General features: G+C 67.9%; 19 protein-coding genes and 1 tRNA gene. 11 read left to right on the top strand and 9 right to left on the bottom strand.

The window, feature by feature from the left end; all coding sequences use genetic code 11:
- A partial coding sequence (locus QZV81_RS07850; protein ID WP_292835335.1) for an AAA family ATPase occupies nt 1-584 on the top strand: 584 nt, incomplete at its 5' end.
- Between the two features lie 51 nt (nt 585-635).
- Here the strand turns inward: QZV81_RS07850 and QZV81_RS07845 are convergent.
- Genes QZV81_RS07845 through QZV81_RS07830 form a run of 4 tightly spaced genes read right to left on the bottom strand, consistent with a single transcriptional unit; the run spans nt 636 to nt 8,322 of the window.
- Nucleotides 636-1,640: a putative zinc-binding metallopeptidase gene (locus tag QZV81_RS07845; RefSeq protein WP_292835331.1), complete on the bottom strand. Its 1,005-nt coding sequence runs from the start codon at nt 1,638-1,640 to the stop codon at nt 636-638.
- Between the two features lie 39 nt (nt 1,641-1,679).
- Nucleotides 1,680-2,564 (bottom strand): transglutaminase family protein, encoded by an 885-nt coding sequence (locus QZV81_RS07840; protein ID WP_292835328.1) that lies wholly within the window; start codon nt 2,562-2,564, stop codon nt 1,680-1,682.
- Nucleotides 2,561-5,053 (bottom strand): circularly permuted type 2 ATP-grasp protein, encoded by a 2,493-nt coding sequence (locus QZV81_RS07835; protein WP_292835325.1) that lies wholly within the window; start codon nt 5,051-5,053, stop codon nt 2,561-2,563. The genes QZV81_RS07840 and QZV81_RS07835 overlap by 4 nt, the downstream gene beginning before the upstream one ends.
- Before the next feature lie 26 nt (nt 5,054-5,079).
- On the bottom strand, nt 5,080-8,322 hold the full coding sequence (locus tag QZV81_RS07830; protein ID WP_292835322.1) for a transglutaminase family protein: 3,243 nt from the start codon (nt 8,320-8,322) through the stop codon (nt 5,080-5,082).
- Between the two features lie 96 nt (nt 8,323-8,418).
- Here QZV81_RS07830 and QZV81_RS07825 point away from each other — a divergent pair, with 96 nt between their 5' ends.
- From QZV81_RS07825 to QZV81_RS07815, 3 genes are all read left to right on the top strand, one after another.
- Complete coding sequence (locus tag QZV81_RS07825) at nt 8,419-8,976, top strand: amino-acid N-acetyltransferase (protein WP_292835319.1); 558 nt, start codon at nt 8,419-8,421, stop codon at nt 8,974-8,976.
- Between the two features lie 9 nt (nt 8,977-8,985).
- Entirely contained in the window at nt 8,986-9,663 is a 678-nt protein-coding gene (locus QZV81_RS07820) for a hypothetical protein (RefSeq protein ID WP_292835316.1), read from the top strand.
- 258 nt (nt 9,664-9,921) lie between these two features.
- Entirely contained in the window at nt 9,922-10,323 is a 402-nt protein-coding gene (locus tag QZV81_RS07815) for a dehydrogenase (protein ID WP_292835313.1), read from the top strand.
- A gap of 6 nt (nt 10,324-10,329) precedes the next feature.
- On the opposite strand, the gene radA is transcribed toward QZV81_RS07815, so the two are convergent.
- The 3 genes from radA to QZV81_RS07800 form a co-directional block, all read right to left on the bottom strand.
- On the bottom strand, nt 10,330-11,688 hold the full coding sequence (gene radA, locus QZV81_RS07810; RefSeq protein ID WP_292835310.1) for a DNA repair protein RadA: 1,359 nt from the start codon (nt 11,686-11,688) through the stop codon (nt 10,330-10,332).
- A 61-nt stretch (nt 11,689-11,749) separates the two neighbouring features.
- Nucleotides 11,750-12,703, bottom strand: a complete 954-nt coding sequence (locus QZV81_RS07805; RefSeq protein WP_292835307.1) for an L-lactate dehydrogenase — start codon at nt 12,701-12,703, stop codon at nt 11,750-11,752.
- A 4-nt stretch (nt 12,704-12,707) separates the two neighbouring features.
- The gene (locus QZV81_RS07800; RefSeq protein ID WP_292835304.1) at nt 12,708-14,072 is read right to left on the bottom strand and encodes an MFS transporter; all 1,365 of its coding nucleotides are present in this window, start codon (nt 14,070-14,072) and stop codon (nt 12,708-12,710) included.
- Nucleotides 14,073-14,148: 76 nt separating this feature from the next.
- Here QZV81_RS07800 and QZV81_RS07795 point away from each other — a divergent pair.
- From QZV81_RS07795 to QZV81_RS07770, 6 genes are all read left to right on the top strand, one after another.
- Nucleotides 14,149-14,239: transfer RNA gene (locus QZV81_RS07795), tRNA-Ser, on the top strand.
- Between the two features lie 213 nt (nt 14,240-14,452).
- Complete coding sequence (locus tag QZV81_RS07790; RefSeq protein ID WP_292835301.1) at nt 14,453-14,971, top strand: GNAT family N-acetyltransferase; 519 nt, start codon at nt 14,453-14,455, stop codon at nt 14,969-14,971.
- Between the two features lie 310 nt (nt 14,972-15,281).
- Nucleotides 15,282-15,455, top strand: a complete 174-nt coding sequence (locus QZV81_RS07785) for a hypothetical protein (protein ID WP_292835298.1) — start codon at nt 15,282-15,284, stop codon at nt 15,453-15,455.
- A 492-nt stretch (nt 15,456-15,947) separates the two neighbouring features.
- The gene (locus QZV81_RS07780; protein ID WP_292835295.1) at nt 15,948-17,042 is read left to right on the top strand and encodes a beta-ketoacyl-ACP synthase 3; all 1,095 of its coding nucleotides are present in this window, start codon (nt 15,948-15,950) and stop codon (nt 17,040-17,042) included.
- Between the two features lie 42 nt (nt 17,043-17,084).
- On the top strand, nt 17,085-18,770 hold the full coding sequence (locus tag QZV81_RS07775) for an AMP-binding protein (protein ID WP_292835292.1): 1,686 nt from the start codon (nt 17,085-17,087) through the stop codon (nt 18,768-18,770).
- A gap of 42 nt (nt 18,771-18,812) precedes the next feature.
- Entirely contained in the window at nt 18,813-20,027 is a 1,215-nt protein-coding gene (locus QZV81_RS07770; protein ID WP_292835289.1) for a beta-ketoacyl-[acyl-carrier-protein] synthase family protein, read from the top strand.
- A gap of 89 nt (nt 20,028-20,116) precedes the next feature.
- Here the strand turns inward: QZV81_RS07770 and QZV81_RS07765 are convergent, their stop codons facing one another.
- Both QZV81_RS07765 and QZV81_RS07760 read right to left on the bottom strand, forming a co-directional pair.
- Nucleotides 20,117-21,034 (bottom strand): capsular polysaccharide synthesis protein, encoded by a 918-nt coding sequence (locus QZV81_RS07765; RefSeq protein ID WP_292835286.1) that lies wholly within the window; start codon nt 21,032-21,034, stop codon nt 20,117-20,119.
- Between the two features lie 52 nt (nt 21,035-21,086).
- Nucleotides 21,087-22,913, bottom strand: coding sequence for a pyruvate kinase (locus QZV81_RS07760; protein WP_292835283.1), 1,827 nt, complete (start codon nt 22,911-22,913; stop codon nt 21,087-21,089).
- A gap of 174 nt (nt 22,914-23,087) precedes the next feature.
- On the opposite strand from QZV81_RS07760, the gene QZV81_RS07755 reads away from it, so the two are divergent.
- Entirely contained in the window at nt 23,088-24,491 is a 1,404-nt protein-coding gene (locus QZV81_RS07755) for an aldehyde dehydrogenase family protein (RefSeq protein WP_292835280.1), read from the top strand.
- The last annotated feature ends 96 nt before the right edge of the window (nt 24,492-24,587 follow it).

Here is a 24,587-nt window from a genome sequence, read left to right as displayed (position 1 = left end):
TGACCGACGGTCAGGGCCGCATGATCGACTTCAAGAACACGGTCATCATCATGACGACCAACCTCGGTTCGCAGGCGATCGCCGGCGGGCCGGTCGGATTCCAGGTGGAGGGCAACGCGCAGACGACCTACGATCGCATGAAGGGCAAGGTCGACGAAGAGCTCAAGCGCCACTTCAAGCCCGAGTTCCTCAACCGTGTCGACGATGTGATCGTCTTCCCGCAGTTGAGCAAGCCCGAACTGCGCCAGATCGTCGGCCTGTTCACCAAGCGCCTCAGCGAGCGGCTGCTCGATCGTGACATGACGGTGGAGCTGTCGGATGCCGCAAAGGACAAGCTCATCGAGATCGGCTTCGACCCGACACTCGGAGCGCGGCCCCTCCGTCGCGCCATGCAGCGCGAGATCGAGGATCAGCTCAGTGAGCGCATTCTGCACGGTCAGCTCGCGAGCGGTGACCACGTGAAGGTCGACGTCGAAGACGGAGAGTTCGCGTTCGAGAACGGCCCGCGCGGCGAAAGGGTCTCTGTCGGAGTCAACGTCGCCGGAGCCATCGAAGCCACTCCCGAGATCGTCGCCGGCGCGTAGTCCACGACCGAACACGAAGAGCGGATGCCGACCGGCATCCGCTCGTCGTGTTCACCGGTCGAGAACGGGCGCGGGGCGCAGGGTTGAGACGAAATCGAGCTTGTCGAGAACGGCCGGCGCCAGCACGAACGGGTACAGGTCGTCCTTGCCCATGGAGCGGTTGACGAGATTCAGCGCGGTGGAGAGCTTGACCCAGACGGTCGCGACGAGATCCTGGAACCGAGCGTGTCCCAGGAGGTCTGCCGCCGCCAGAAGACCGTACTCCACGGCCGTCTCGAGTGTGTCGCAGATGTGGAGATAGTGTGCCCATGTCTCGGCGAAGTCTTCGTACGGGTGCATCGTCGCGTAGGACGAGATGAAGTCTTCCGCCCAGTTGGCGGGCGGACCGTCGGCGTAGTGGCGCTGGATCGCGGCGTCGTAGTCAGTGCCTTCGTCCCCGAACAGCTCGCGGCAGCGCGCGAGCACGTCGGGGTCGTTCTCGACGAGCCGCCACTGGAAGTAGTGGCCGACCTCGTGCCGGAAGTGGCCGAGCATCGTTCGGTACGGCTCGTCGAGCTGGCGCCGGATGCGCTCGCGGTGCGAGTCGTCGCTCTCGGCGAGGTCGATCGTGATGATGCCGTCATTGTGCGCGATCACGACGGGCGACTCCGTACTGGAGAGCAGCTCGAACGCCAGTCCGTGGTCCCCATCGGTGCTCCGGGGAACGAGCGGAAAGCCCAGCGCGTCCAGCTCGGTGATCAGATGACGCTTCGCTCGCTCCGCGATCGGGAAGTTCGTCAAGCCCGCGGCATCCGAGTCGGCAGGGCGCACGCTGGTGAGGTCGCACGAGAAGCACTGCCCGCCGGCGAGCGGAGCCAGCCACGTGCAGCCTGAGAGGTTGAGGTTGCGGCAGACGTGCCAGATCAGCCCCTCCGCGTCCACGTACACACCGGTGCTGTCCACGGGGACGATCTCGCGCTCGCCGCGGGAGTAGCCGAGCGGAGTTCCGCAGGCGACGCACACGGAGTTCTCGAAGTAGAGGGGATTGCTGCAGACGCGGCATCGATAGGCCTTCACTGTCCCAGCCTGTCACAGTGCGGACACACGTGCGCCGGCTCAGTCCATGATGGGGGCGACGTCGACCGAGACACGGAGAGTGGACTTCTTCGCTTTCGTGAAGATGATTCCGCGTACCGGAGAGACGTCGCCGTAGTCGCGGCCCCAGGCGACCGTGACATACCGGTCGTTCACCCACTGGTTGTTGGTGGGGTCGACCGCAAGCCACTGGTCGGTTCCGGGCAGCCAGACCGCGATCCACGCGTGCGAGGCGTCGGCGCCGAAGACTCGCTGCTTTCCGGGTGGTGGCTGGGTGGCCAGATACCCGGAAACGTAGCGGGCGGCTACGCCGTGTGCGCGCAGGCTCGCGAGCGCGACATGCGCGAAGTCCTGGCAGACACCGGCGCGCTTGCGCATGGCGTCGGCCACAGTGCTGGTCACCGTGGTCGCCGTCTTGTCGTAGTGGAAGTCGCGGAAGATCCGCTGGGTGAGCTCGGTCACGGCCTCGCCGATCGGTCGCCCCGGGGTCAGGGTCTCTGCGGCGTATGCGGTCGCCTCGGCGACGTGCCGGGCGCGGTCCGACTCGAGGGCGTACTCCGCCGCCGACCAGGCGCCCGCGAGATCGGGATGCAGGAGCGGGCGGGCGTCTTCCCAGGGTCGCAGCAGTGCCTGCGGATCGTAGGTGGGCTCATCCACCATGACCTCGCTGGTGGCTTCGATCGACAGCGCCGAGTGTGCACCGGTCAGGTGGAAATACGTGGAGGAATTGCCGAAGTAGTCGACGTCGGGGGCGAGATCCGACGGATGCGGGTCGAGGGTCACTCTTGCCTCGGCCACCCGCTGCCAGGGAAGGATGCGCGGGACAAGGTGGAACTGACCGACGCTGTCCTGCACCGGCTTCGAGTACGCATACTCCGTCCGATGCCAGACGCGGTAGCGGTTCATGCGCGCGCCTCCATGAGTTCGATCAGGGCGAGATCGGCGATCGACACGGCCGGCGGACCGCTCTCGAAGTGGAGATGACCGATGGCATCCGACAGCTGCTCCAGCTGCACGGAGACCTCCGCGAGGAACTCTGCCAGGTGTTCCCGACGCCCCGCCGTCACGCCGGCCAGCTCCGTCAGCTCGGTCTCTTGCAGCCGGGTCTCGAGATGGTCCAGCAGGCGCTCGGCGCGGGTGGATCCGGTCGAGGCAGGCATGGCGGCGAGGTGCGTGCGCAACTCGGCCAGGCAGAAGGCGACAGAGCGCGGATTGTCCTGGTCGCGCAGCAGCAGGTCGAGCACATCCTCGACGCGCATCGACCCGCGGTAACGCCGGCGGTGGGTGACGATGCTCTCGGATGCCGTCAGCACCGCTTCGAGCACATCCCGATCGCGTCGTGCGTTGCGGGCATCGAGCAGTCCCGCCGTCAGCAGGTGGCAGACCTGCAGACTCCGCTCGAGGTGGCGGCCCGCCTCGATCATGCGCCAGCCGGTGTCACGGATCATGTTGGCCGTGACGCCGTACAGCGACAGCATCGCGGCGAGCATGCGGCCCGCCGATTCGGCGGTGCGATGCGGGTGCGCCGAACTGCGGAGCGACCGCACGGCGCGGTCGATGTGTGCGAACACCCGCCAGGTGTCGCCGGACAGTTGGTCGCGGACGCCTTCCATTGCCTCGCGCAGGCGTGCGATCGCGTGGCCCGCCGAGCCGGGGCGTCCGGCATCCATCAGCAACGACCGGAACTCCGCCTCCGGGTCCAGGGATCGGGTCCCCGCGAGCAGGCTGAGCGCATTCAGCAGCACGCGGGTGCGGTCGTCGACCGAATCGCCCAGGGGGCCGCCGTGCTGGTCGAGGGCCGTCTGCGCGCTCAGGATCAGCCGCAGCAGATCCTCCGCGCGCTCTGCGTACCGGCCCGCCCAGAACATGTCGGCGAGAGCGCGCGGGGCGAGCGACGGAATCGACCGGCCGGCCGGTGCCGGCACGATCTCGGACAGGCCCTGATCCGCATCGGTCTCGGCGGCTTTGAGGACCCAGACGTCTTTGGTCGTCGGGGTGGCATCGGCTCCGGCGCGGACCGTCGCCAATCCGCCGATGAGGGGACGGTAGGCCGATCCGTAGCGAAGAGTGAAGGCGCGGAAGGTCATCGGCATCGCCGAGGCGATGCCCGTGCTGTTCCAGACCGGCGCCTGCGACAGCGGCAGGAGATCCTGACCGACGTACCGGTGCGGTGCCGAATGGATGCGTGCGATCAGCTCTGCGGGCGACAGGCCGATCAGGCTCCGCCGGGGCTCGTCCATGATTCGGACGATCAGTGAGGGGTCCCCGGCGGAGACGCGGGCGAGGACCTGACCGCGGTCGTCGGCGTTGCCGCACCACCAGGTCGGCGCGGACGGCAGCCGCAGCTGTTCGCCGAGGAGGTGTTCGCACGCAGCGCCGAGGAACGGCATGAGCGCGGGATTCTCGAGGACGCCTGCCCCGAGGCCGTTGACGAGACGTACGCGTCCCCGGCGGACGGCTTCGGACAGCCCCGCGATGCCGAGCCGCGAGTCGGCGCGGAGCTCGAGAGGGTCGCAATACGCGGCGTCCACACGGCGGATGATGACGTCGATGCGCTCGCTCGGACGCCTCGCCGGCCAGCCGGCCGGCTTCATCCACACCCATCCGTCGCGGACGACCAGGTCGCTGCCCTGCACCAAGGGGAGCCCGAGCGCATTGGCGAGGAATGCCTGGTCGAATGCTGTTTCGGAGAGCGTCCCAGGAGAAAGGATGACGATCCGTGGGTCCTCCACCTGCTCCGGTGCGGACGAAAGCAGTGCCGCGCGCAGGGCCGTGAAGTAGGGATCCATTCGGTGGAGGTTGCCCTCCTGGTACAGATCGGGCAGCACTTGCGACATCACCCGCCGGTTCTCGGCGGCAAAGCCGAGGCCCGACGGAGCCTGAGTCCGGTCGGCGAGCACGTGCCACTCGCCATCGGCATCGCGGCCGAGGTCGGTGGCCGACAGCAGCAGCGGATCGACCTCCCGGGCGCTGGGCCGGGCGACCGGACGGGCGAACCCGGTGTGCCCCAGAACGATCGCCGCGGGAACGATCTTCTCGCGCAGCAGCGTCTGAGGTCCATAGAGGTCGACGAGCATCGCATTCAGCAGCTCCGCGCGCTGGGCGAGGCCCACATCCAACCGCGCCCATCCGGCGGCGTCGATCACCAGCGGCATCGGGTCGAGCTGCCACGGCTGCGCGCCCGTGCCCGGCCGCATGTACGACACGCCATCGTCGGCGAGGAATCGCGTGATCTCGTCATCGACGCGGTTCATGTCCTGCGGACTCAGCGAGAGGGCGAGAGAGGCCATCGTCTTCCACGCGGGTCGCAGGGCACCGTCGGCGCCCACGACTTCGTCGTAGCGGGCCGCGACGGCGTCGACGGACGCGTCGAAGGGCAGTGTCGGTTGAGACACTGCCCTCGCGTAGTCGCGAAGAACACTCACGCCTGCGGAACCCTCCTGAGGTCCAGCGTACGGGGGTAGTCGGCCGTCGCCGCGCGCGCACCGGCTTCGCGGGCCGCCGCGACGTCGAACGCGCCCGGGGTGTGGCCGCGCGGCTCGAATCGCCCGGATCGCCGCGCTTCGGCTTCGTTCGCATTGACGGGTGGATGCTCGTAGGCCCGGCCCCCCGGATGCACGACGTGATAAGTCGCACCGCCGAGGCCGGCCGCGGCATCCACGTCGACGATCTCGAAGCTCAGGGGGGCGTGCACCCCGATCGACGGGTGCAGAGCCGACCAGGGCTGCCATGCGCGGTAGCGGACGCCGGCGTAGTACTCGCCCGAGCGGCCGGTGGGCGTCAGCGGCACAGCGACGCCGTTGCACGCGACCAGGTGGCGGAGCGGGTCGATGCCCGAGACGGTCACCTGGATGCGTTCGACCGACGAGTCGACGTAGCGCGACGTTCCGCCGGCCGTCGCCTCCTCGCCCAGAACGTGCCACGGTTCGATCGCCTGGCGCAGTTCGAGCTCGATCCCGGCGGCTCCGCCGATGCGGGTGAATCCGATGCGCGGGAAGCGGAACTCCACGAAGGGCTCCATCCAGCCGTACTCGAAATCGATTCCGGCGGCGCGGAGGTCTTCGGCCACCTCGAGGATGTCGCGCCGGGCGCCCTGCGGCAGAAGGAAGTCCTCGTGGAGCGAGGTGCCCCAGCGCACGAGCGGCGCAGTGAGGGGCTTCTCCCAGAACATCGCCACGAGGCTGCGCACCAGCAGCGCCTGCACGAGGGCGAGCTGCGGGTGTGGGGGCATCTCGAAACCGCGCAGTTCCAGCAGGCCGAGCCGGCCGCGACTGGAGTCGGGACTGTAGAGCTTGTCGATGCAGAACTCGGCGCGGTGGGTGTTGCCGGTGAGGTCGGTGAGCAGGTGCCGCAGCGCGCGGTCGATCAGCCACGGGCGCGGCTCATCGGTCTCGGCGCTGAGCCGGCGGACCTCGCTCAGCGCGATCTCCATCTCGTAAACCGCTTCCGGACGGCCCTCGTCGAATCGCGGTGCTTGGCTGGTCGGGCCGATGAAGCGTCCCGAGAAGAGGAACGAGAGAGACGGATGCCGCTGCCAGTACGTCACGAGCGACGCGAGCAGGTCGGGGCGTCGCAGCAACGGCGAGTCGATGGGCTGCTGCCCGCCCAGAGTGATGTGGTTGCCGCCGCCCGTTCCGGTGTGTGTGCCGTCCACGTCGAACTTCTCGGTTGACAGGCGCGCCTGTCGGGCCTGCTCGTACAGCTCGAACGTGAGTTCGCGCTGCTGCGCCCATGAAGACGTCGGCTGCACGTTCACTTCGATGACACCCGGATCGGGGGTGACGACCAACTGCGTGAGCCGCGCGTCCGGCGGCGGACCGTACCCCTCGAGCACCAGGCGAGTGCCGCCCTCGACGGCGGCGCGCTCGATGACCCGCAGCAGGCTCACATAGTCGTCGAGACGATCCGTGGGGGGGAGGAACACGTGCACGAAGCCGTTGCGCGCTTCAACCACCAGCGCGGTGGTGGGCTGTTCCTCCGGGTCGACGATCCCGAGACGCGGGATGCCGGGGACGAGCGGAGTCGAAGCCTCGAGGTATGTCGGCTCGCCCTGCCAGGCGGGGTCGTGCCACGAGATCGAATCGAGCGGAAGGCGGAGGCCCGCCGCGCTCGTGCCCGGGATGAGAACCAGGCGGCCCCGGCGGAAGTGCCACGCGGGACTCGCCCAGGTCTCTCCCGTGACGAGGGGGAGCACCCAGGCGGTCGGAGCGCCGTCATCCGGCGTGTCGGCGTCGTCTTCGCTGCCGGGACGAGAACCCGCCGGCTGGCGGACCTCGGCCAGCCGCGCCGCCAGGGCGTCTTCGGTGGCGGGGAGCAGCTGCGCCTCGGGGAGGGCGAGCAGGCGGGTGATCGTGCGCGCGAGGGTCTCGGCGCGATCCGGCGCCGACCCCGGGTAGGCGGGCTTCCCCCACGGGTCGTCGAAGAGCTCGGCGCGCTGCCACAGCGGCACTCCGTCCGTGCGCCACTGCAGGGCGATGTTCCAGCGTGGCATGGGCTCGCCGGGATACCACTTGCCCTGCCCGCGGTGGACGACGCCGCCGGCGGCGTAGACGCGCCGCAGTCGCTCGGCGAGCGTGTTGGCCAATTCGCGCTTCTGCGGTCCGTCGGCGTCGGTGTTCCACTCGGCGGCCGTCGCGTCGTCGAGGGCGACGAAAGTCGGCTCGCCGCCGAGCGTCAGGCGTACGTCCCCCGCGCGCAGCCGCTCGTCGACCGCCTCGGCGACCGCATCGATGCGCTGCCATTGCGGTTCGGTGTACGGCTTCGTGGTGCGAGGATCCTCGTGGATGCGCCGCACCTCGTTGTGGAAGCTGAACGTGACCTCGACCGGCTCGGTGCTGCCCTCGATCGGCGCAGCACTGGAGGGGTGGGGCGTTGCCGAGAGCGGAATGTGACCCTCGCCCGCGAACAGGGCACTCGTCGCGTCGAGGCCGACCCAGCCCGCGCCCGGAATGTACACCTCCGCCCACGCGTGGAGATCGGTGAAGTCCTCGGCGGGCCCGCTGGCCCCGTCGAGGGACTTCTGATCGGCGGCGAGCTGCACGAGATAACCGGAGACGAAGCGCGCTGCGAGCCCGTACTGACGCAGCAGGCTCACGAGCAGCCACGCACTGTCGCGGCACGAGCCGATCCCGGCCGCCAGCGTGTGATCGGGGGTCTGCACCCCCGGCTCCATGCGCACGCTGTACGCGACGGCCCCGTTGACGGCCGAGTTCAGCTGCGAGAGGAAGTGCACCGTCGGCATGCCCTCGGCGGGCAGCGGCGGAAGCCCCGCGCGCCACACGCCCGTGCTGTCACTGTCTTCGACGGGACGGAGGTAGGGTGCGAGATCCGCCTCGAGCGACGGTTCATACCGGAACGGGAAGCGTTCCGCATACTCCTCGATGAAGAAGTCAAGCGGATTGATCACCATCATGTCCGCGACGATCCCGACCGTGATCTCGAGCTTGCTGACCTTCTCGGGAAAGACGATCCGGGCGAGCCAGTTTCCGAACGGATCCTGCTGCCAGTTGAGAAAATGACCCTCGGGCTTGATGTCGAGGGTGTAGGCCTCGATCGGGGTGCGCGCGTGCGGCGCGGGTCGCAGGCGCACGACGTGCGGGGTGACGTTCACCGGCCGCGCGAACTCGTAGCTGGTGTAGTGCTCCAGTGCGACTTTGATCGACATTGCCCCAGCTTGGTCGAGCCCTGTTGCGGGCGGGTTACAGGCAACACTATCTGTGTGCACGTGCGTGGGCCGCGGCCGGGCAATACAGTGGGTGCGGTGACACCCCCGCACTCCCCAGGCCCGGCATTCCGGGTCAGATCTGCTCGGACGGCCGATGTGCGCGGCATCCTCGCTCTTCTCGACCCGTGGGTCCAGCGGCGGATCCTGCTCGGCAAGGAGGTCGTGACGCTCTTCGAGGCGGTTCAGGAGTTCGTCGTCGCCGAGGCCGACGGGCGTCTGATCGGATGCGGTGCACTGCACGTCATGTGGGAGGACCTGGGCGAAGTGCGCACCCTGATCGTCGCGGACGAGTGGCTGCACCGCGGCGTCGGCGGTGCGATCGTCGACAGCCTCGAGGAGCGTGCCGGCGTGCTCGGGCTGAGCCGGCTGTTCTGCCTCACCTTCGAGGTCGACTTCTTCACCCGCCGCGGCTTCGCGCCCATCGGCGAGCAGGTCGTCGACCCGGATGTGTACTCGCAGCTGCTCCGCAGCCCCGACGAGGGAGTCGCCGAGTTCCTCGACCTCGCGCACGTCAAGCCGAACACTCTGGGCAACACCCGCATGCTCAAGCACTTGCAGGCGCGTCCTGATGAATCGGTGGATGCCGGAGCATAGCCTGAACGGGTGAGCACTCCGTCCCGCCGGCACTCGCCCGCCGTGTACCGCCGTCGCCGCCTGGCGGCCCTGCTGGTGGCGCTCGTGGTGGTCGCGGGAGTCATCGCGTTGCTGGTCTGGCAGCCCTGGCGCGCAGCGGCGGTCCCGACCTCGCCCGCGAGTCCGGTCGGTCCATCGGGCTCGACCAGCGCTCCGGCGTCCCCGGCAGCGTCCGAGACTCCGGCCGCGACAGAGCCTCCGGCATCCGTCCCGCCGGCACCATCCGGATCGGAGACCGACGCTGCAGTTGCGGCGTGCTCGACATCTGATATCACCGTGCTCGCCGTCACCGACAGGGAGTCCTACGGTGCGGGCGAGTTGCCGAAGCTGTCCATCACGCTCTCCAACGACACCGATACACCCTGTCTGATCAACGTGGGGACGGCGACTCAGGCCTTCGTGATCTCCAGCGGCAGCGACACGTGGTGGAGATCGACGGACTGCCAGTCCGAGTCGAGCGACCAGGTGGTCCAGCTCGCTGCCGGACAGACCGTGTCCAGCATCACGCCGTTGGAATGGGACCGCACCCGGTCGGCCGTCGACACCTGCGCGACGGCGCGTCCGCAGGCGCGTGCGGGCTACTTCCATCTGTCGGTGTCGATCGGCGGAATCGAAGCGGCCGATACAAGGGCATTCGAGCTGCGCTGAGGCGGAGCCGGGGGCTCGTTCCTAAGAGCATTCTCATGAACAGTCTCGGCTCTGGAGCAGAAGAGCCCGTTCAGTGTGCGTACGCTGGTGGTAGTTCCCGGGCGGCGGTTCCCGTTGTCCCCAGCGACGGTTTGTCGGAGCTACCCCCCAGCGGCCCGACGAGATCTTTCGCCCCCGGTGAGCCATGGGCCCTTTCGATTCCCGCAGTCCCCAATGCGGGACCGAAAGGGCCCCTTCTCGTCTCCTAGAGTTGGGGGCATGGCTGGGAAGAAGCGCGCGAAACCTTCGCTGGAATTCCGGAACACGCAGCTGGCCGATGCCCTGCAGACACAGGACATGGCGGCGCTCGCCTTCGCGCTTCGCCACGGCCCGACCGTCGTGCCGCTGATGACGCCCGGACAGCGCGACAACCCGCTCGACAGCGGTGAGGTGTGGACCTATCGCGATGCGAACAGCGGCGACCTCGCGCTTCTGCTCTTCAGCGACGCCGCGCACAAGCCCGCCGAGCTGCCGCCGGCCGTCGCGCTGCAGTCGCCCGCCTGGCTGCGCACCTTCCTCGGAACACACGAAGCCGAGATCACCACGGTGTTCTTCGACATCGCCGGTCCGCACCCGCTGCAGGCGACACCCGCCGATCTGATCGCCGCGCTCGACGCGTAGGCCGGCTCAGAACGCCGGCAGGTCCTGGGGATCGACGCGATACTGACCCGCGAGCGCGCGCCACGCGGTGGCGAGCTCTCGCGAAGAGGTGTCGATGACCGAACGGTAGCCGAGGCGTGCTGCTTCGGCTCGGCGCTGGGTGTGCTGTGTGACGGCTCGGATCTCACCGGCCAGGCTGAGCTCGCCGATCGCGGCGATTCGCGGGGGATTCGGCCGGCCGGTGATCGCGCTCGCGACGGCGAGGGCGATCGCAAGGTCGGCGGCCGGTTCGATCAGCCGCACTCCGCCGACGGTCGAGACGTAGACGTCCTGGTCCGATGCCCGTACTCCCGCGCGCTTCTCGAGCACGGCGAGCACCATGGCGACCCGTGCGCCGTCGACGCCGCTGACGATACGGCGCGGGTTGGGCCCGGATGCGGGTAGCGTCAGCGCCTGGACCTCGACCGGCAGAGCCCGCCGCCCCTCGAGTGCGATCGTGACGCAGGTGCCGGGCTGCTGCGACCCGTGCCCGAGGAACAGCGCGCTCGGATCAGGGACCTCGGCGATGCCTGTGCCGGTCATGTCGAAGCATCCGACTTCGTCCGTCGCGCCGAAACGGTTCTTCAGTGCCCGGACGAACCGCAGGGATGTCTGGCGGTCGCCTTCGAAGTGGCAGACCACGTCGACGAGATGCTCGAGGATGCGGGGACCGGCGATCGATCCGTCCTTCGTGACATGTCCGACGATGATGACGGGCAGATCGCGGGCCTTCGCGACGCGAATCAGCGTAGAGGCGACTTCGCGAACCTGCGCGGGCTGTCCGGCGGCGCCGTCGATCAACGACGAGGACACGGTCTGCACCGAGTCCACGATGAGGAGCTCGGGGGAGCACTCGTCGATGTGCCCGAGGACGGTGGCGAGGTCTGTCTCACTCGCGAGATACAGCTCATCATGGAGCGCCGCCGTACGCTCGGCCCGAAGACGCACCTGGCCGAGTGATTCTTCGGCGCTCACGTACAGCACACGCCGACCGGCTCGAGCGCTTTGCGCGGCGACCTCGAGCAGCAGCGTGGATTTGCCCACGCCCGGCTCGCCGGAGAGCAGGATCGCGGCGCCGGGCACGATGCCGCCGCCGAGCACACGATCGAATTCGCCCACACCGCTGGTGCGGCGGGGCGTGTCGGTCGTGTCGACCTGCGTGATCGGCATGGCCGAACGCAGCGGGGTGATCGCCGCGACGTGCGAGAGGATGCCGGTCTGGGTCGCGGCCTCGACGACACTGCCCCATTGCTGACATTCGCCGCAACGGCCGACCCACTTCGCCGTCGTCCATCCGCACTCGGTGCACCGGAACGCGGTGGCTGTCGTCGCGCGTCTGGATGCCATTCCCTCAGGCTAGCCGCGCCCGTCGACATCGGCCGTGAGGGACGCTCCAGCCGACGAGGGCTCAGCGGAGGGAGTCTGCGACCTCGCGCAGCGCATCGGCCGAATGCCGGAAAAGCGCCAGCTCGCCCTCGGACAGGGAGGTCTCGCGGATCGGCGCTGCGCCGATGCTGCTGACCACCGACGGCACCGACAGGGCGACGTCGCTCACCCCATGGAAGTCCTGCAGCACCGGAGAGACGGGCATGACGGTGTGCTCGTCCTTGAGGATCGCCTCGACGATGCGCGTGCTCGACAGGCCGATCGCGTAGTTGGTGGCGCCCTTGCCCTGGATGACCTTGTAGGCGGCATCACGGACGTCGACGGCGATCTGGTTGAGCTCGTCGGCCGTGAACTTCGGCTGCCCGTCGAGCGGCTGCCAGTCGAGGATCGGCACCGTGCCGATCATCGCGTGCGACCAGAGCGGAAACTCGGTGTCGCCGTGCTCGCCGACGATGTAGGCGTGCACGCTCGCGATCGAGACACCCGCGCGCTGCGCGATCTTCCAGCGCAGACGCGAGGTGTCGAGCACCGTGCCCGAGGCGAAGATGCGCTGGGACGGCAGACCCGTCGCCTCCTGCGCCAGGACGGTGAGAACATCGCACGGATTCGTGACGATGACGTAGATCGCGTCGGGCGCGACCTCGAGCAGCTGCGGCATCATCGATTTCAGGATGCCGGCGTTCACTCCGGCGAGTTCGATGCGCGTCTGACCGGGCCGTTGCTTCGCGCCGGCAGTGATCACCACGACGTGCGATCCGGCGGCAACCGAGATGTCGGCGCCGCCGATGATGTCGCTCGAGCCGGTGAACTGGGCGCCGTGGGCGAGGTCGAGCACTTCGGCCTCGGTCTTCTCCGCCGCGATGTCGTACAGCGCGACGTGGCGGGCGGACCCGCGGATCAGGGCGGCGTACGCGACGGAGGACCCGACCGCACCCGCGCCGACGACAGTGAGTTTGGAGTTCTCGATCACGCTCATGCGCTCAGTCTGGCAGTGACCGGATTCCCACGAGGGACACCAATCCGCCGACGGCGAGCAGGATCGCGGTCACGATGGCCGCGCGGTGGAATCCGGCGAGGTCGAGGGCTCCGCCGGTGATCGCAGCCAGTGCGGCGATCGGCAGAAGCCCGGCGACCCGCGCCACGGCGTTGTTCACCGCTGAGGCGATGCCCGCTTGAGCGGCATCGGCCGCGCCCAGGATCGCTGAGGTCAGCGGTGAGACCGTCACCGCGAGGCCGGTGCCGAAGACGAGCATCGACGGCAGAACCTGCCACCAGTAGTCGAAATCGGCGGAAACGGTCAGGAGAAGGAGTGTCCCCGCCGACATGATCAGGGGGCCCGCGGTCATGAATATCCGCGGGCCCCAGCGCCCGGCGAGAGCACCGACGCGCGCACTCAGGGCGATCATGAGGAACGTGATCGGCAGGCTCGCGAGTCCCGCCAGGGTGGCAGACAGACCCGCGCCCTGCTGCAGGTAGACGGCGAGCACGAAGCCGTTCAGTGACAGCGCGGCGTAGACGAACAGCGTCGAGACATTGCCGGCCGTGAAATTGCGGCGGCGGAAAAGGCTCAGCGGCACGATGGGATTGCGGACCGTTCGCTGGCGAAGCACGAAAGCGACGAGCAGCAGGATGCCGGTGATCCCCGGTATCCAGATCCCGGGCGCCGCCCACCCGGCGTTCGGCTCCTCGATCAATGCATACACCGCCGCGCCGAGTCCGATCGTGCACATCGCGGCTCCGAGCCAGTCGATTCGGGTGTTCTTCGCGTGCGCGCCGTCTCCGGGCAGGTCCAGCCGCGTGAGCAGGAACAGCCCGACCGCGATCGGCAGCACATTGATGATGAAGGCGAAGCGCCATGAGAGGTAGTCGACCATCAGTCCCCCGACGAGCGGACCGACGACCGTCGCGCCGGTGGTCATCGCCGTCCACATCCCGATCGCGCGAGCGCGCAGGGGGTCGCGCATCGTTGCCGTGATGAGCGCGAGCGAGCTCGGCACGAGGAATGCGCCGGCCGCGCCCTGTACGGCGCGCGCGATCATGAGTACGGCCGGGTCGGGCGCGAGCGCCACCGCGACCGAGGCGATCCCGAATCCGATGAGTCCGATCCGCAGGACGAGGACACGACCGTACGCGTCGCTGACGGCGCCGGCGACGAGGATGAGGGCGCCGAGGGTGACGAGGTAGGCATCCACCGTCCACTGCTGCGTCGAGAGTCCACCGCCGAGTTCGCGAGAGATGGCAGGCAGCGCCACGTTCACGATCGTCGAGTCGAGGAAGGCGACGGAGGAACCGAGCACGGCCACCGTCAGCACCAGTCGCTGCTGCGCGGTCATCGGCTCGGTCACGTCGTCACGTTACCCGCGTGAGGCTGTCACGCGGCGCGATTGGCACCATGCCCCGGCGTCACGTAAGCTGTCGCGCGGTGACGTGTCCGAGCGGCCGAAGGTGCAACTCTCGAAAAGTTGTGTAGGGTAACCCCCTACCGTGGGTTCAAATCCCACCGTCACCGCCACCGAAAACCCCCGCAGATCCCTTGCGAACACTGGGATCGCGGGGGTTTTGCTTTGCCTTAAGGTTGCCAGCGGGCATTTCTGCTGGCCGCCCACGGGCAGTTCAGATTGGCCATTGACACCCATCAGAGTTGTCCGCTTCGAGGGTGAGATGTCCAGGCAATGTCCCTGTGGATTATGCGCGCGCGTGACGGTCGCGCTGGCACGATGGTTGGATGACCCCGACGACTGGAGAGGGGGCAGCGCGAATCCGCGTTCGCCCCGCTGGGGTCCGCGACGCCCGCGGCATCGCGATGGTGCACGTTCAGGCCTGGCGAGAGGCCTACGCGCGTCAACTTCCCGTGGAGCTGCTCGCTGGGCTTGAAGTGGAGCCGCGCGTCTCGCGTTGGGCTGCGATCATCGAAGACGATGTCACCGACGTCTATGTTGCAGAGACCGATAGCGGCATCGTCGGATGGGCGACATCAAGCGATGGCCGAGACGATGACCGACCTGTCGCGCGCGAACTCGAAGGCATCTACCTGTTGGCGGATGCCTATGGCTCGGGTGCCGGCCAGGATCTGCTGGCAGCGGCGATTGGAGGCCAGCCCGCCTATCTGTGGATGCTCGATGACAATCCGCGAGCAGAGGCGTTCTACCGACGCAACGGGTTCGAGCGGGATGGGGTTAGGCGAGGGCAGCGCATGGCGGGCCACGTGATCCCGGTCATTCGGATGGTTCGACCGAGTCCATAGCACTGGCGCTTCGGCGCCGGGGACGCCGACTCCCAGCGATCCCTACGCTACGTCCACGCATCCGAGACAACTTGACGAATTCCGAGCTGGTCTGATGCTGCGCCGTCAACGGCAGGGTGACGCGCAGAGGCCGGGCCCGGCAACGAGTTCAACGACAGTGCGCTCAAGATAACAGTGCCGTACTTCGATGGTGTCGTGACCGAGCGGTCCTGGTCCGCGATGCGCAATGTTGCGACGGTGCCCCGGCGCTTCGGCCCCTAGCCTCGACCTGCACTCCGGGGAGGTCTACGACGAGATTCTCACCGATCCGATGATGGTCGGGGCGGATGCGGCGATCGACGTCGACGAGGATCCCGCACGTTGGTCGCGATTCGACCGCTCCGGATCGCAAGACGGTCGGCAGGACATGAACGCGTTCGCCGCCGATCGCCGGTGGGGTCGTGCTCGTGCGTTTCTGGCCGACGAAGGCACCCGCGCGGGGTGATCGAGGAGTGCCAATAGGTTCCTCGGCGAGGACGTCCCCGCCAGCGCGAGTTTCGCGATAGTTTTGCATAATCCTGCAGCGTGTAGGGTCATGCAAAACTTTGGATAAACTCGAGATCGGTCTGGTGTGAGTCTGCAGGAGGAGGGGGCTTCGATGGACGGAGTGGATCTCGCACTTGCGCGAATCGCTGATGGTTCGTACTCGGCGGGCGCGAGTGAGTCGCTCGGCCTCGACTTCAAGACCGACTGTGGCGCGTCCACCCGGGATGACATCGAAGGAACTCGTCACTCTCCCGGACCGAACTCGCGGACCTCCTGCTCAAGACGCGAGCCGATGCGCCGTCTCACGCTCAGTCCCCAGCTCTGAACGCAGAGTCCGCACCATCCGCACCGCTGCGGCCGGGACTCTTGCAAAGGGTGCTGCGCGACGCGGGATCGGTGGGTTGAGGTATGTTCGACGTCGACCACACTGCTGAGGAGTATTCTCAGGAAAATGACAGGAATCTCGTACCGTCGGCCATCGTCCTATTCCCGGCTGATCGGCGTCGGGGGGGCGCGAGGGGATCGGATCGTTCCCAACGGTGACCTCGCCGAAGCCCTCGAGCGCGACGACGAGTGGATACGGCGTCGCACCGGCATCATCACCCGACGGCATGCGTCACGTGAAGTCCTCGTGCAGCACTTGGCCGAGCAGGCGGCACGTGCTGCGTTGGATGCCTCCGGAGTCCCAGCCGGTGAGATGGACGTGATCATCGTCTCCACCGTCACCTGGATGAAGATGACCCCAGGGCTGGCGCCGCTGCTCGGGGCACGCGTGGGGGCATCCCCTTCGGCTGCCGCGTACGACGTCAACGCCGGCTGCGCCGGCTTCTGCTACGCGATCGCGCAGGCTGACGCGATGATACGTTCTGGGCTGGCGCGGCACGCACTGGTCGTGGGAGCGGAGAAGCTCGTGGACTTCACCGACCCGACCGAGCGGACGATCTCGTTCATCCTCGGCGACGGCGCCGGCGCGGTCGTGCTGGGCCCGTCGGACACCCCCGGCGTGGGTCCCACCGTGTGGGGTTCGGACGGCCGCAAGGGGGACGCCATCCGCACGACCCATGACTGGCTCGAGTACAAGTATGCCGACGACTTCCGCGACGTTCCGTGGCCGACGGCGGAGCAGGACGGACCCACCATCTTCCGGTGGGCGACCTCGGTCGCGCCCCACTTCGCCGCACAGGCGATCGAGGCGGCGGGCCTGACTCCGGCCGACATCGACGTCTTCATCCCGCATCAGGCGAATCTGCGGATCGTGGAGACCATGGCCCACACGCTCGGATTGCGCGAGGATGCGGTGATCGCTCGTGACGTGATCGATACCGGGAACACCTCCGGCGCCTCGGTCCCGCTCGCCATGGAGAGGCTGTTGCGCGAAGGCACCGTGCACGGTGGCCAGACCGCGCTGCTGTTCGGTTTCGGCGCGGGCTTGTGCTACGCCTCACAGGTGGTGGAGCTTCCTGATGCCGTGGGCGGGGACGGTGAATATCACGCGGACGCTCCGACGGCGATGAGCGAGTCGGAGGAAATTGGTGCTGGTGAATGAGTCGGGTGCCGTAGGCATCCCCGATCGAGAGGTGGCGATGGAATGAACGAGACGATGAATGACGGAGCGGCCTTCGCGAATCCGCATTCGGATGCCGACAGGCGCAGGTACTACGCCGATGGCTGGTGGCAGGACCGGGTGATGTGGGACTTTCTCGTCGACGGCGCAATGGCTCATCCTGAGCGGGTGATGCTCACCGATGGCAACAACACCCTCACCTATGGCAGTCTGCGCGAGAAGGGCATTCGTCTGGCGGCAGGCCTGGCAGGACTGGGTGTCGGCCGCGGCGACCGGGTTGCCGTGCAGATGCCGAACTGGGCCGAGTTCGGCGTGGCGGCACTGGCGCTCTCGCGCCTGGGCGCGGTACTCGTCCCGATCATGCCCATCTTCCGAGGGGACGAGGTGGGATACATACTGGAACACTCCGGCGCCGAGGTGCTGATCGGCCCGGCGACGTTCCACAAGTTCGGCCACCTGGACATGTATCTGCGGCTGCGCGAAGCTGCACCGGCGTTGCGGGAGATCGTGATGGTCCGTCCGGGTGCGACAGTCGTGCCGGAGGGGGTGCACGACTTCGAGGAGCTCTTCCTCGCGGGCGACCTCGATGACCTGGATGCCGGCCTCGGCGCTACCGCGGCTGCCGACGATCCCGCGCTGCTCGTGTACACCTCGGGAACGACCGCGCGGCCGAAGGGATGCGTGCACAGCTTCAACACCATGCACGGTGGAGCGAAGGCTGTCGTGGAGAAGCTGCGCGTCACCGCGGACGACGTCGTCTTCAACCCGTCGCCGGTGGCCCACTCCACGGGTCTGCTCATCGGACTGATCGTCCCTCTGCTGGCCGGTGCAGGGTCGCACTTCCAGCCCGAATGGGACCCGGAGGAAGGTCTGCGGAGGATCGAGACATACGGCTGCACGATGTCGGTGACGGCCGCGACATTCCTTTCCACGACGATGCAGGCGTACGAACCCGAACGTCACGACATGAGCGGCATGCGACTCTGGGGGTGCGCGGGAGCGCCGATCCCGGGTCCGGTCGTTCAACAGGCGCGCGCCCTTTTCCCCGAAACGACCCTCATCGCGATTTACGGACGATCCGAGAACTTCGCCTCGACCATGACCGGACCCGATGATCCTCCCGAGCGCGCCGTCACCTCCGACGGACGCGCCACGCCGGGCTCCCAGGTCCGGATCCTCGACGATGCGGATAACGATGTTCCCGTCGGGTCCGAGGGCGATGTCGCCTTCAAGGGACCGTCCCTCATGCTCGGCTACTACCGGGATCCCGCGGCCATGGCGGAGGATCTCACGCCGGACGGCTTTCACCTCTCCGGTGATCTCGGGTATGCCGATGAGGCGGGATTTGTGCGCATCACGGGCCGCGTGAAAGACATCATCATCCGCGGTGGCCTCAATATCAGTGCGCGCGAGGTCGAGGACCTGCTGGCCGGTCACCCTGACGTCCTCGACGTCGCCGTCGTCTCGATGCCCGACCCGCGGCTGGGGGAGAAGGCGTGCGCCTTCGTCGTGCCCCGTCACGGTGCGGAACCCACCGTGGAATCCCTCGGCGAGTATCTGCGCGCTCATGACGTCGCGGTTCAGAAACTGCCCGAGCGGGTGGAACTCGTTGACTCCCTGCCGCGGACCGCACCGGGAAAAGTGCGCAAGAACGTTCTTCGCGACATGATCGCCGAGAAGCTCAGAGCCATGGGCGGCATCAATGTCTGACTCCGTGGTCCTGACGCTCGCACTCGGCGCGCGGGACTTCTCATGAGCGCGGAAAGCGCACGGGTCGCGATCACCGGATTCGGAGCAGTGACCCCGGTGGGCGCCGATGCCGAGTCGTCCTGGGCGGCGCTGGCGGCAGGGGTGTCGGGAGTGCGCCCGATCGAAGAGCCTTGGGCGGAGGGGATGCCGGTGACTTTCGCCGCCACGGTTCCCGAGGACTACATGGCCGGCCTCAGCGTGCCGGAGAGGCGCCGGCTCGACCGTGTGCAGCAGTTCGCGATACTCGCAGGGCGGGAGGCGTGGGGGCACGCGGGCATTTCCGGGGTGGATCGGGATCGCCTGGCGGTGGTGGTCGGCAACGCGATCGGCGGCATCACGAGCATGATCGAGCAGGTGGAACGGCTGCGCGTGGGCGGGCCGCGGCGTGTGTACCCGCACACCGTGACGATGATGATGGGCAACGGCGCTGCCGCCTGGCTGTCGATGGAACTCGGTGCTCGCGCGGGAGCGCGTGCACCCGTGAGTGCGTGTGCGTCGGGTTCGGAAGCGCTGCTCATGGCGCGGCAGATGATCCTCTCCGGAGACGCCGACGTCGTCGTTGCCGGCGGGGCAGAGGCCTGCGTGACAGCGCTGACGATCGCGGCGCTCTCCCAGACCCGCGCGCTGTCGCGCCGCAACGATGATCCGCAGCGCGCCTCGCGTCCCTTCGATACCGCCCGCGACGGCTTCGTCCTGGGTGAGGGCGCCGCTCTGCTCGTGCTCGAGAGCGAGCAGCACGCGCGCGCGCGGGGGGCGCTCGTGCACGGATGGCTCAATGGAGCAGCCGTCACTTCGGATGCGTTTGACATCGTCAACGCCGACCCCGAGAACCAGGCTCGCACGATGAGGCTCGCGCTGCGTTCCTCGGGTTTCCAGCCGGAGGACATCGATTTCGTACACGCGCACGCCACATCGACGCCGGCGGGTGACCTCAATGAAGCTCAGGCCATCCATGCAGCGCTCGGGGAGGTTGCAGCGACCTCGACGAAGTCGATGGTGGGGCACCTGCTCGGCGGGGCGGGTGCCCTCGGCGCGCTCGTGACAGCCCGCGCGCTACGCGACGGAATCCTTCCGGGCACGATCAACGTCGACGACGTCGACCCGGAAATCGCCCTCGATGTCGTGCGCAGCACGAGGACCGGCGCGTACCGCGCGGGCCTGGTGAACGCGTTCGGCTTCGGCGGGCACAACGTATCGCTCGTGCTGAGCGCTCCGTGACCGCGGCTGTCAGATACGGCGGGGGTGTTCTCCAGCGACAATCGCCCAGCCGACCAGCCGTCGTGGAGAGTTCTGTTCCAGCCGAAGGATCAGAGAGGTTCGCCGGCTACCAGACGGGCCAGTATCGACGCGGGGGGCACGCTCCCGGCGTCGTACTTGTAGCTGAGCTTGTGGATCGGGGATGCGTCGAGGATGAGCGCGCATTCATCCGGGTCATAGGGGCGGTACATCGCCGCCTGCAGCAGGTGTGCGGGCAGGCTGCCGAGGTGCGGCACGCGCCGCCAGCTGCGTCGCGCCTCGGGAACGAGTGAGAGAAGCGACTCGAAGACACGATGGTAGAGAAAGTAGTCGGGCAGGTCGTCGCGCTCGCGCCACCAGGCTTCGAGCGCTGCACGCTGGAGTGAGATGAGCGGATGCCGCGGGCCGCTCGTCGCGATGAACCAGTTCGAGATCTGCCTGCCGGACCACCGCGGGTAGAGCATCCCCGCGCTCAGCAGCGGTGCGATGCGTTCCTGCAGCCGCCCGGGCACGTAACACGTGGCATCCACCCAGAAGCCGCCGTGGCGTTCGAGCAGCGCAACCCGCACGTAGTCTGCGAAATGTGCGACGCGCCCCGAATCGAGCAGGTGCCACACGAACGAAGGGACGTCGATCCAGTCGCGCACGGTGACCGGGTCGAGCACGATCGCATCGGGGTGCATCCGGTGCAGCTGGGCCAGGCATGCGCGGACGAGCGGGGGCGCGGTCGGCACCGGGGAATTCCAGAAGGTGAAGACCTGCGGAGCGGCCGCGGGCTGTGGGAGGCCGACGTCGTCCTGCCTCGGATCGTCCAGTCCCGCAGAAGTGCACAGCTCATCGAGCCGGTCGGCGAGGAAGGCGGTGATCTCTCGCCGCGCGGCGAGCGAGCGCTGGGGGTCGATCGTCGGTGCGAAGTGGGTCTGGGCACGCTCGGCCTGAGCGCTCAGGCGGGCGAGCAACCCGTCCCCACGCGGGGTGGTGCCACTCATCCCTCACACCGTACCGGCACGGCGGCGGGTCCCGCGGCCATCGAGTCGTCCTCTACCGGACCGTCTCGTCCAGGTCCCATGCGCGCAGCCGCCGCAGGAGGCTCCGCTTCTTCTGCGTGTGGTCTTGCATCCGCGCAAGGATTCCGGCGAGCATCGAGATCGCGTCGTCGATGAACGGTCCCTTGTTGAGCATCACGCACTCGGCCCGCTCCGCCATCGCCGCGTCGGTGACTTCCGCCCGGGAAGGCAGTCCTGTGCGGGCCATGGTGTCAAGCACCTGAGTGGCCCAGATGACGGGCACGTGTGCGGATTCACACAGCCAGAGGATCTCCTCCTGCACCTCAGCCATCCGCTCGAAGCCGGCCTCCACAGCGAGGTCGCCGCGGGCGATCATGACTCCGATGTCCTCCCATCGCATCGCTTCCAGCAGAATCTGCGGCAACGATTCGAACGCGGCTACCGTCTCGATCTTGAGCACGACGTCCAACGCGTGGTCCTTGACTTCGTCCACGTGTCGCAGCAGGTCGGTGACATCGGCGGCACTGCGCACGAACGACACCTGCACGATGTCGGCGTGCTGCTTCACGAAGGCGAGGTCCTCGATGTCCTGGTCCGTCAGCGCGGACAGCGACAGCCGAGTATCGGGGAGATTGATGCCCTTCTCGGCGCGGAGCCGGGTGCCGTTCACACCGGCGCTGCGCACCTCCACCGTCAGTTCGCCGGCGGTGACGTCCGTGATCACACCGCCGATCTTGCCGTCGTCGAAGAGAACGCGCTCACCGGGTCGGGCATCTGCGAAGACGGTCGTCAGCGTGCAGCCGATGCGGTGTGAACCGCTGGTGGACACCTTGGCCGGCGTGAGGTCTCGCGTCAGAACGAGGATGTCGCCGCGACGGATCAGAAGCGACTGCTCGCCCGCCGGAAGCGGTCCGACGTGAGCCGTGCGTCCGTCGCCTGGGACCATCTCCCGGGTCGACAGCGCGGTACCCGGCACGAAGTAGACCGTCTTGTGGACCGAGACCAGGCATCCGTCGGCATCCACCTTCTCGACGGTGAGGATGCGGTGGGAACCCCGCGCATCGACCAGCCGGATCTTGTCGCCGATGCGGCGTCCCCCGGCCCAGCCGACCTCTTGAAGCGGGATGACGGGTTCCTTCGCGTCTGCCGGCGGGGTTCCGATCCAGAGGAGCGCCGGCTGCACCACGTTTCCGACGGCGTCGCGTGAAGGCGAGACCTTCCGCACCGCCGGACCGGGTTCGATCGGCCCGGTGCGCAGCTTGGGTCCTCCCAGGTCCATCGAGATCAGGCATCGGCGCCCGGTGGCGGCTTCTGCCGTGCGGATGTTCGCCACCATCGCGGCCCACTGCTCGGGTCCGTCGTGGGCACAGTTGATTCGCGCGATGTCCATGCCGCTGGCGAGCATGCTGCGCACGAGGTCGGGGTTCGATGCCGCGTCACTGGGCAGTGTCACCATGATCCGTGTGACGCGGTCCTTCGGCCGGGGTCCGAGCAGGCGCGCCGCGTTGCGTGCGAGCAGCTCAGCTCCATCGGGGGCTTCGGGTGTGCGCGAAACCACGCCACCGCCGTGTCCGGCGAGTCGAGTCAGCGTTGCGATCAGCGCATCGACGCTCGCCAGCACCTGCGATTCGGTGCGTCCCAGCGACGACAGGCCCTGCTCGGACAGGCGCCGCTGGAGATCGCGGAGATCGTGAGCTCGCATCTCCGCGTAGTGGACGAGGTTGGTGGCGCTGTGCCGGTGCCGAGGTCTGACCGCTGAGATGTGCGCGGCTTGCCGCACCTCCGCCTCCAGGATGTCACGGCGCAAAAGCCGGACATCCTCCAGGAGCATCTCGAAGGTGCGAGGGTCCGTGGCCTGCATTGCTCAGCCCTTTCCGTCCGTCTGATGTCGCAGCCGCGCCGTGGGCGCGATCGGCCAGCATCAACAATCGCATGAAACGATGACGGCGCATGGCGTCTTCCGGCGACGCGGCCAAGTGTTCATCTTGTCGACCCGCTATGTTGCCCATGCCGGTGGTTCGCTAGAGTCTGACGCATGACTATAATTTCGGACGCGCCCTCCACCTCGACCACCGTCGACATTCCCGCCGTCGTCGCGGGTGTGCGCACCGCCTTCGCCACCGGTCGCACACGCAGCGTCGCGTGGCGCAGAGCGCAGCTCAGGGCGCTGGAACGCATGATGGTCGAGAACGAAGGCGCGATCGCCGAGGCGCTCGAGAAGGATCTCGGGCGTCAGCCCTTCGAGGCATGGTTCGCCGACATCGCCGGCACAGTCGCCGAGGCCAAGGATGCCGCCAAGAACGTCGGCAAGTGGACCAAGCGCAAGCACCGCCGGCTCGAGCTGGCGCAGATGCCCGGTCGCGGGTGGATCGAGTATGAGCCCTTCGGCACCGTGCTCGTCATCGGCGCGTGGAATTTCCCGTTCGCCTTGACCTTGGGGCCGGCCATCGGCGCGATCGCGGCGGGCAACACCGTGGTGCTGAAGCCGTCCGAGGTAGCGCCCGCGTCGTCGGCGCTCATGGCAGACCTTGTTCCGAAGTACCTTGACCGCGAAGCGATCGTGGTCGTCGAGGGTGACGGCTCGGTCAGCCAGGAGCTCATCGCGCAGGGGTTCGACAAGCTGTGCTTCACCGGCGGTACCGAGATCGGCCGCAAGGTGTATGAGGCCGCCGCGGCACAGCTGACCCCGGTGATCCTCGAGCTCGGCGGCAAGAGCCCCGTCATCGTCGCCGCCGACGCCGACATCGAGGTCGCTGCCAAGCGCATCGCGTGGACCAAGATCGTCAACTCGGGCCAGATCTGCATCGCACCCGACTATGTGATCGCGGACGCATCGATCCGCGATCAGTTGGTCGACGCAGTCAAGGCCGCCCTCGACACGTTCGAGGCCGGGAACCCCGCGGGCAAGCCGATCGTCAATCGACGGCACTTCGACCGGCTGGTCGCCGCGCTCGCCGTGACCAAGGGTGAGGTCGTCACCGGCGGCGGGTCCGACGTCGGCACGCTGAAGATTCAGCCGACCGTCGTGGTCGATCCCGGCCTGGACGAGCCGCTCATGCAGCAGGAGATCTTCGGCCCCATCCTCCCGATCATCACGGTTCGTTCCCTGGACGAGGCGATCGACTTCGTCAACGCCCGGCCGAAGCCTCTGGCGGCGTACCTGTTCACGAAGAGCAAGAGCGTGCGGGAGCGGGTCATCAAGAACGTGACGGCGGGCGGCATGGTGATCAATCACCTCCTGTTCCACTTCTCCACGGCACGGCTGCCGTTCGGTGGCGTCGGACCGTCGGGGATCGGCGCCTATCACGGCCGATTCGGCTTCGAGGAATTCAGCCACCGCAAGTCCGTACTCACCAAGACGACCCGACCCGACGTCACGAGCATGATCTACCCGCCGTACACCGAGAAGGCGTGGAACCTCGCGCGCAAGCTCTTCTGAGACCGGAGCACCGCCGGTGTCGCGGCCGGACGCCTGATCAGGCCGTGTTGATGACGCCCATCATTCCGAGGTCTTCGTGATCGAGGATGTGGCAGT

It is taken from the genome of Microbacterium sp. (assembly GCF_011620665.1).
Classification (GTDB): Bacteria; Actinomycetota; Actinomycetes; order Actinomycetales; family Microbacteriaceae; genus Microbacterium.
Note: the sequence above shows the minus strand (reverse complement) of the source record. Positions and strands in the feature narration are given on the sequence as shown.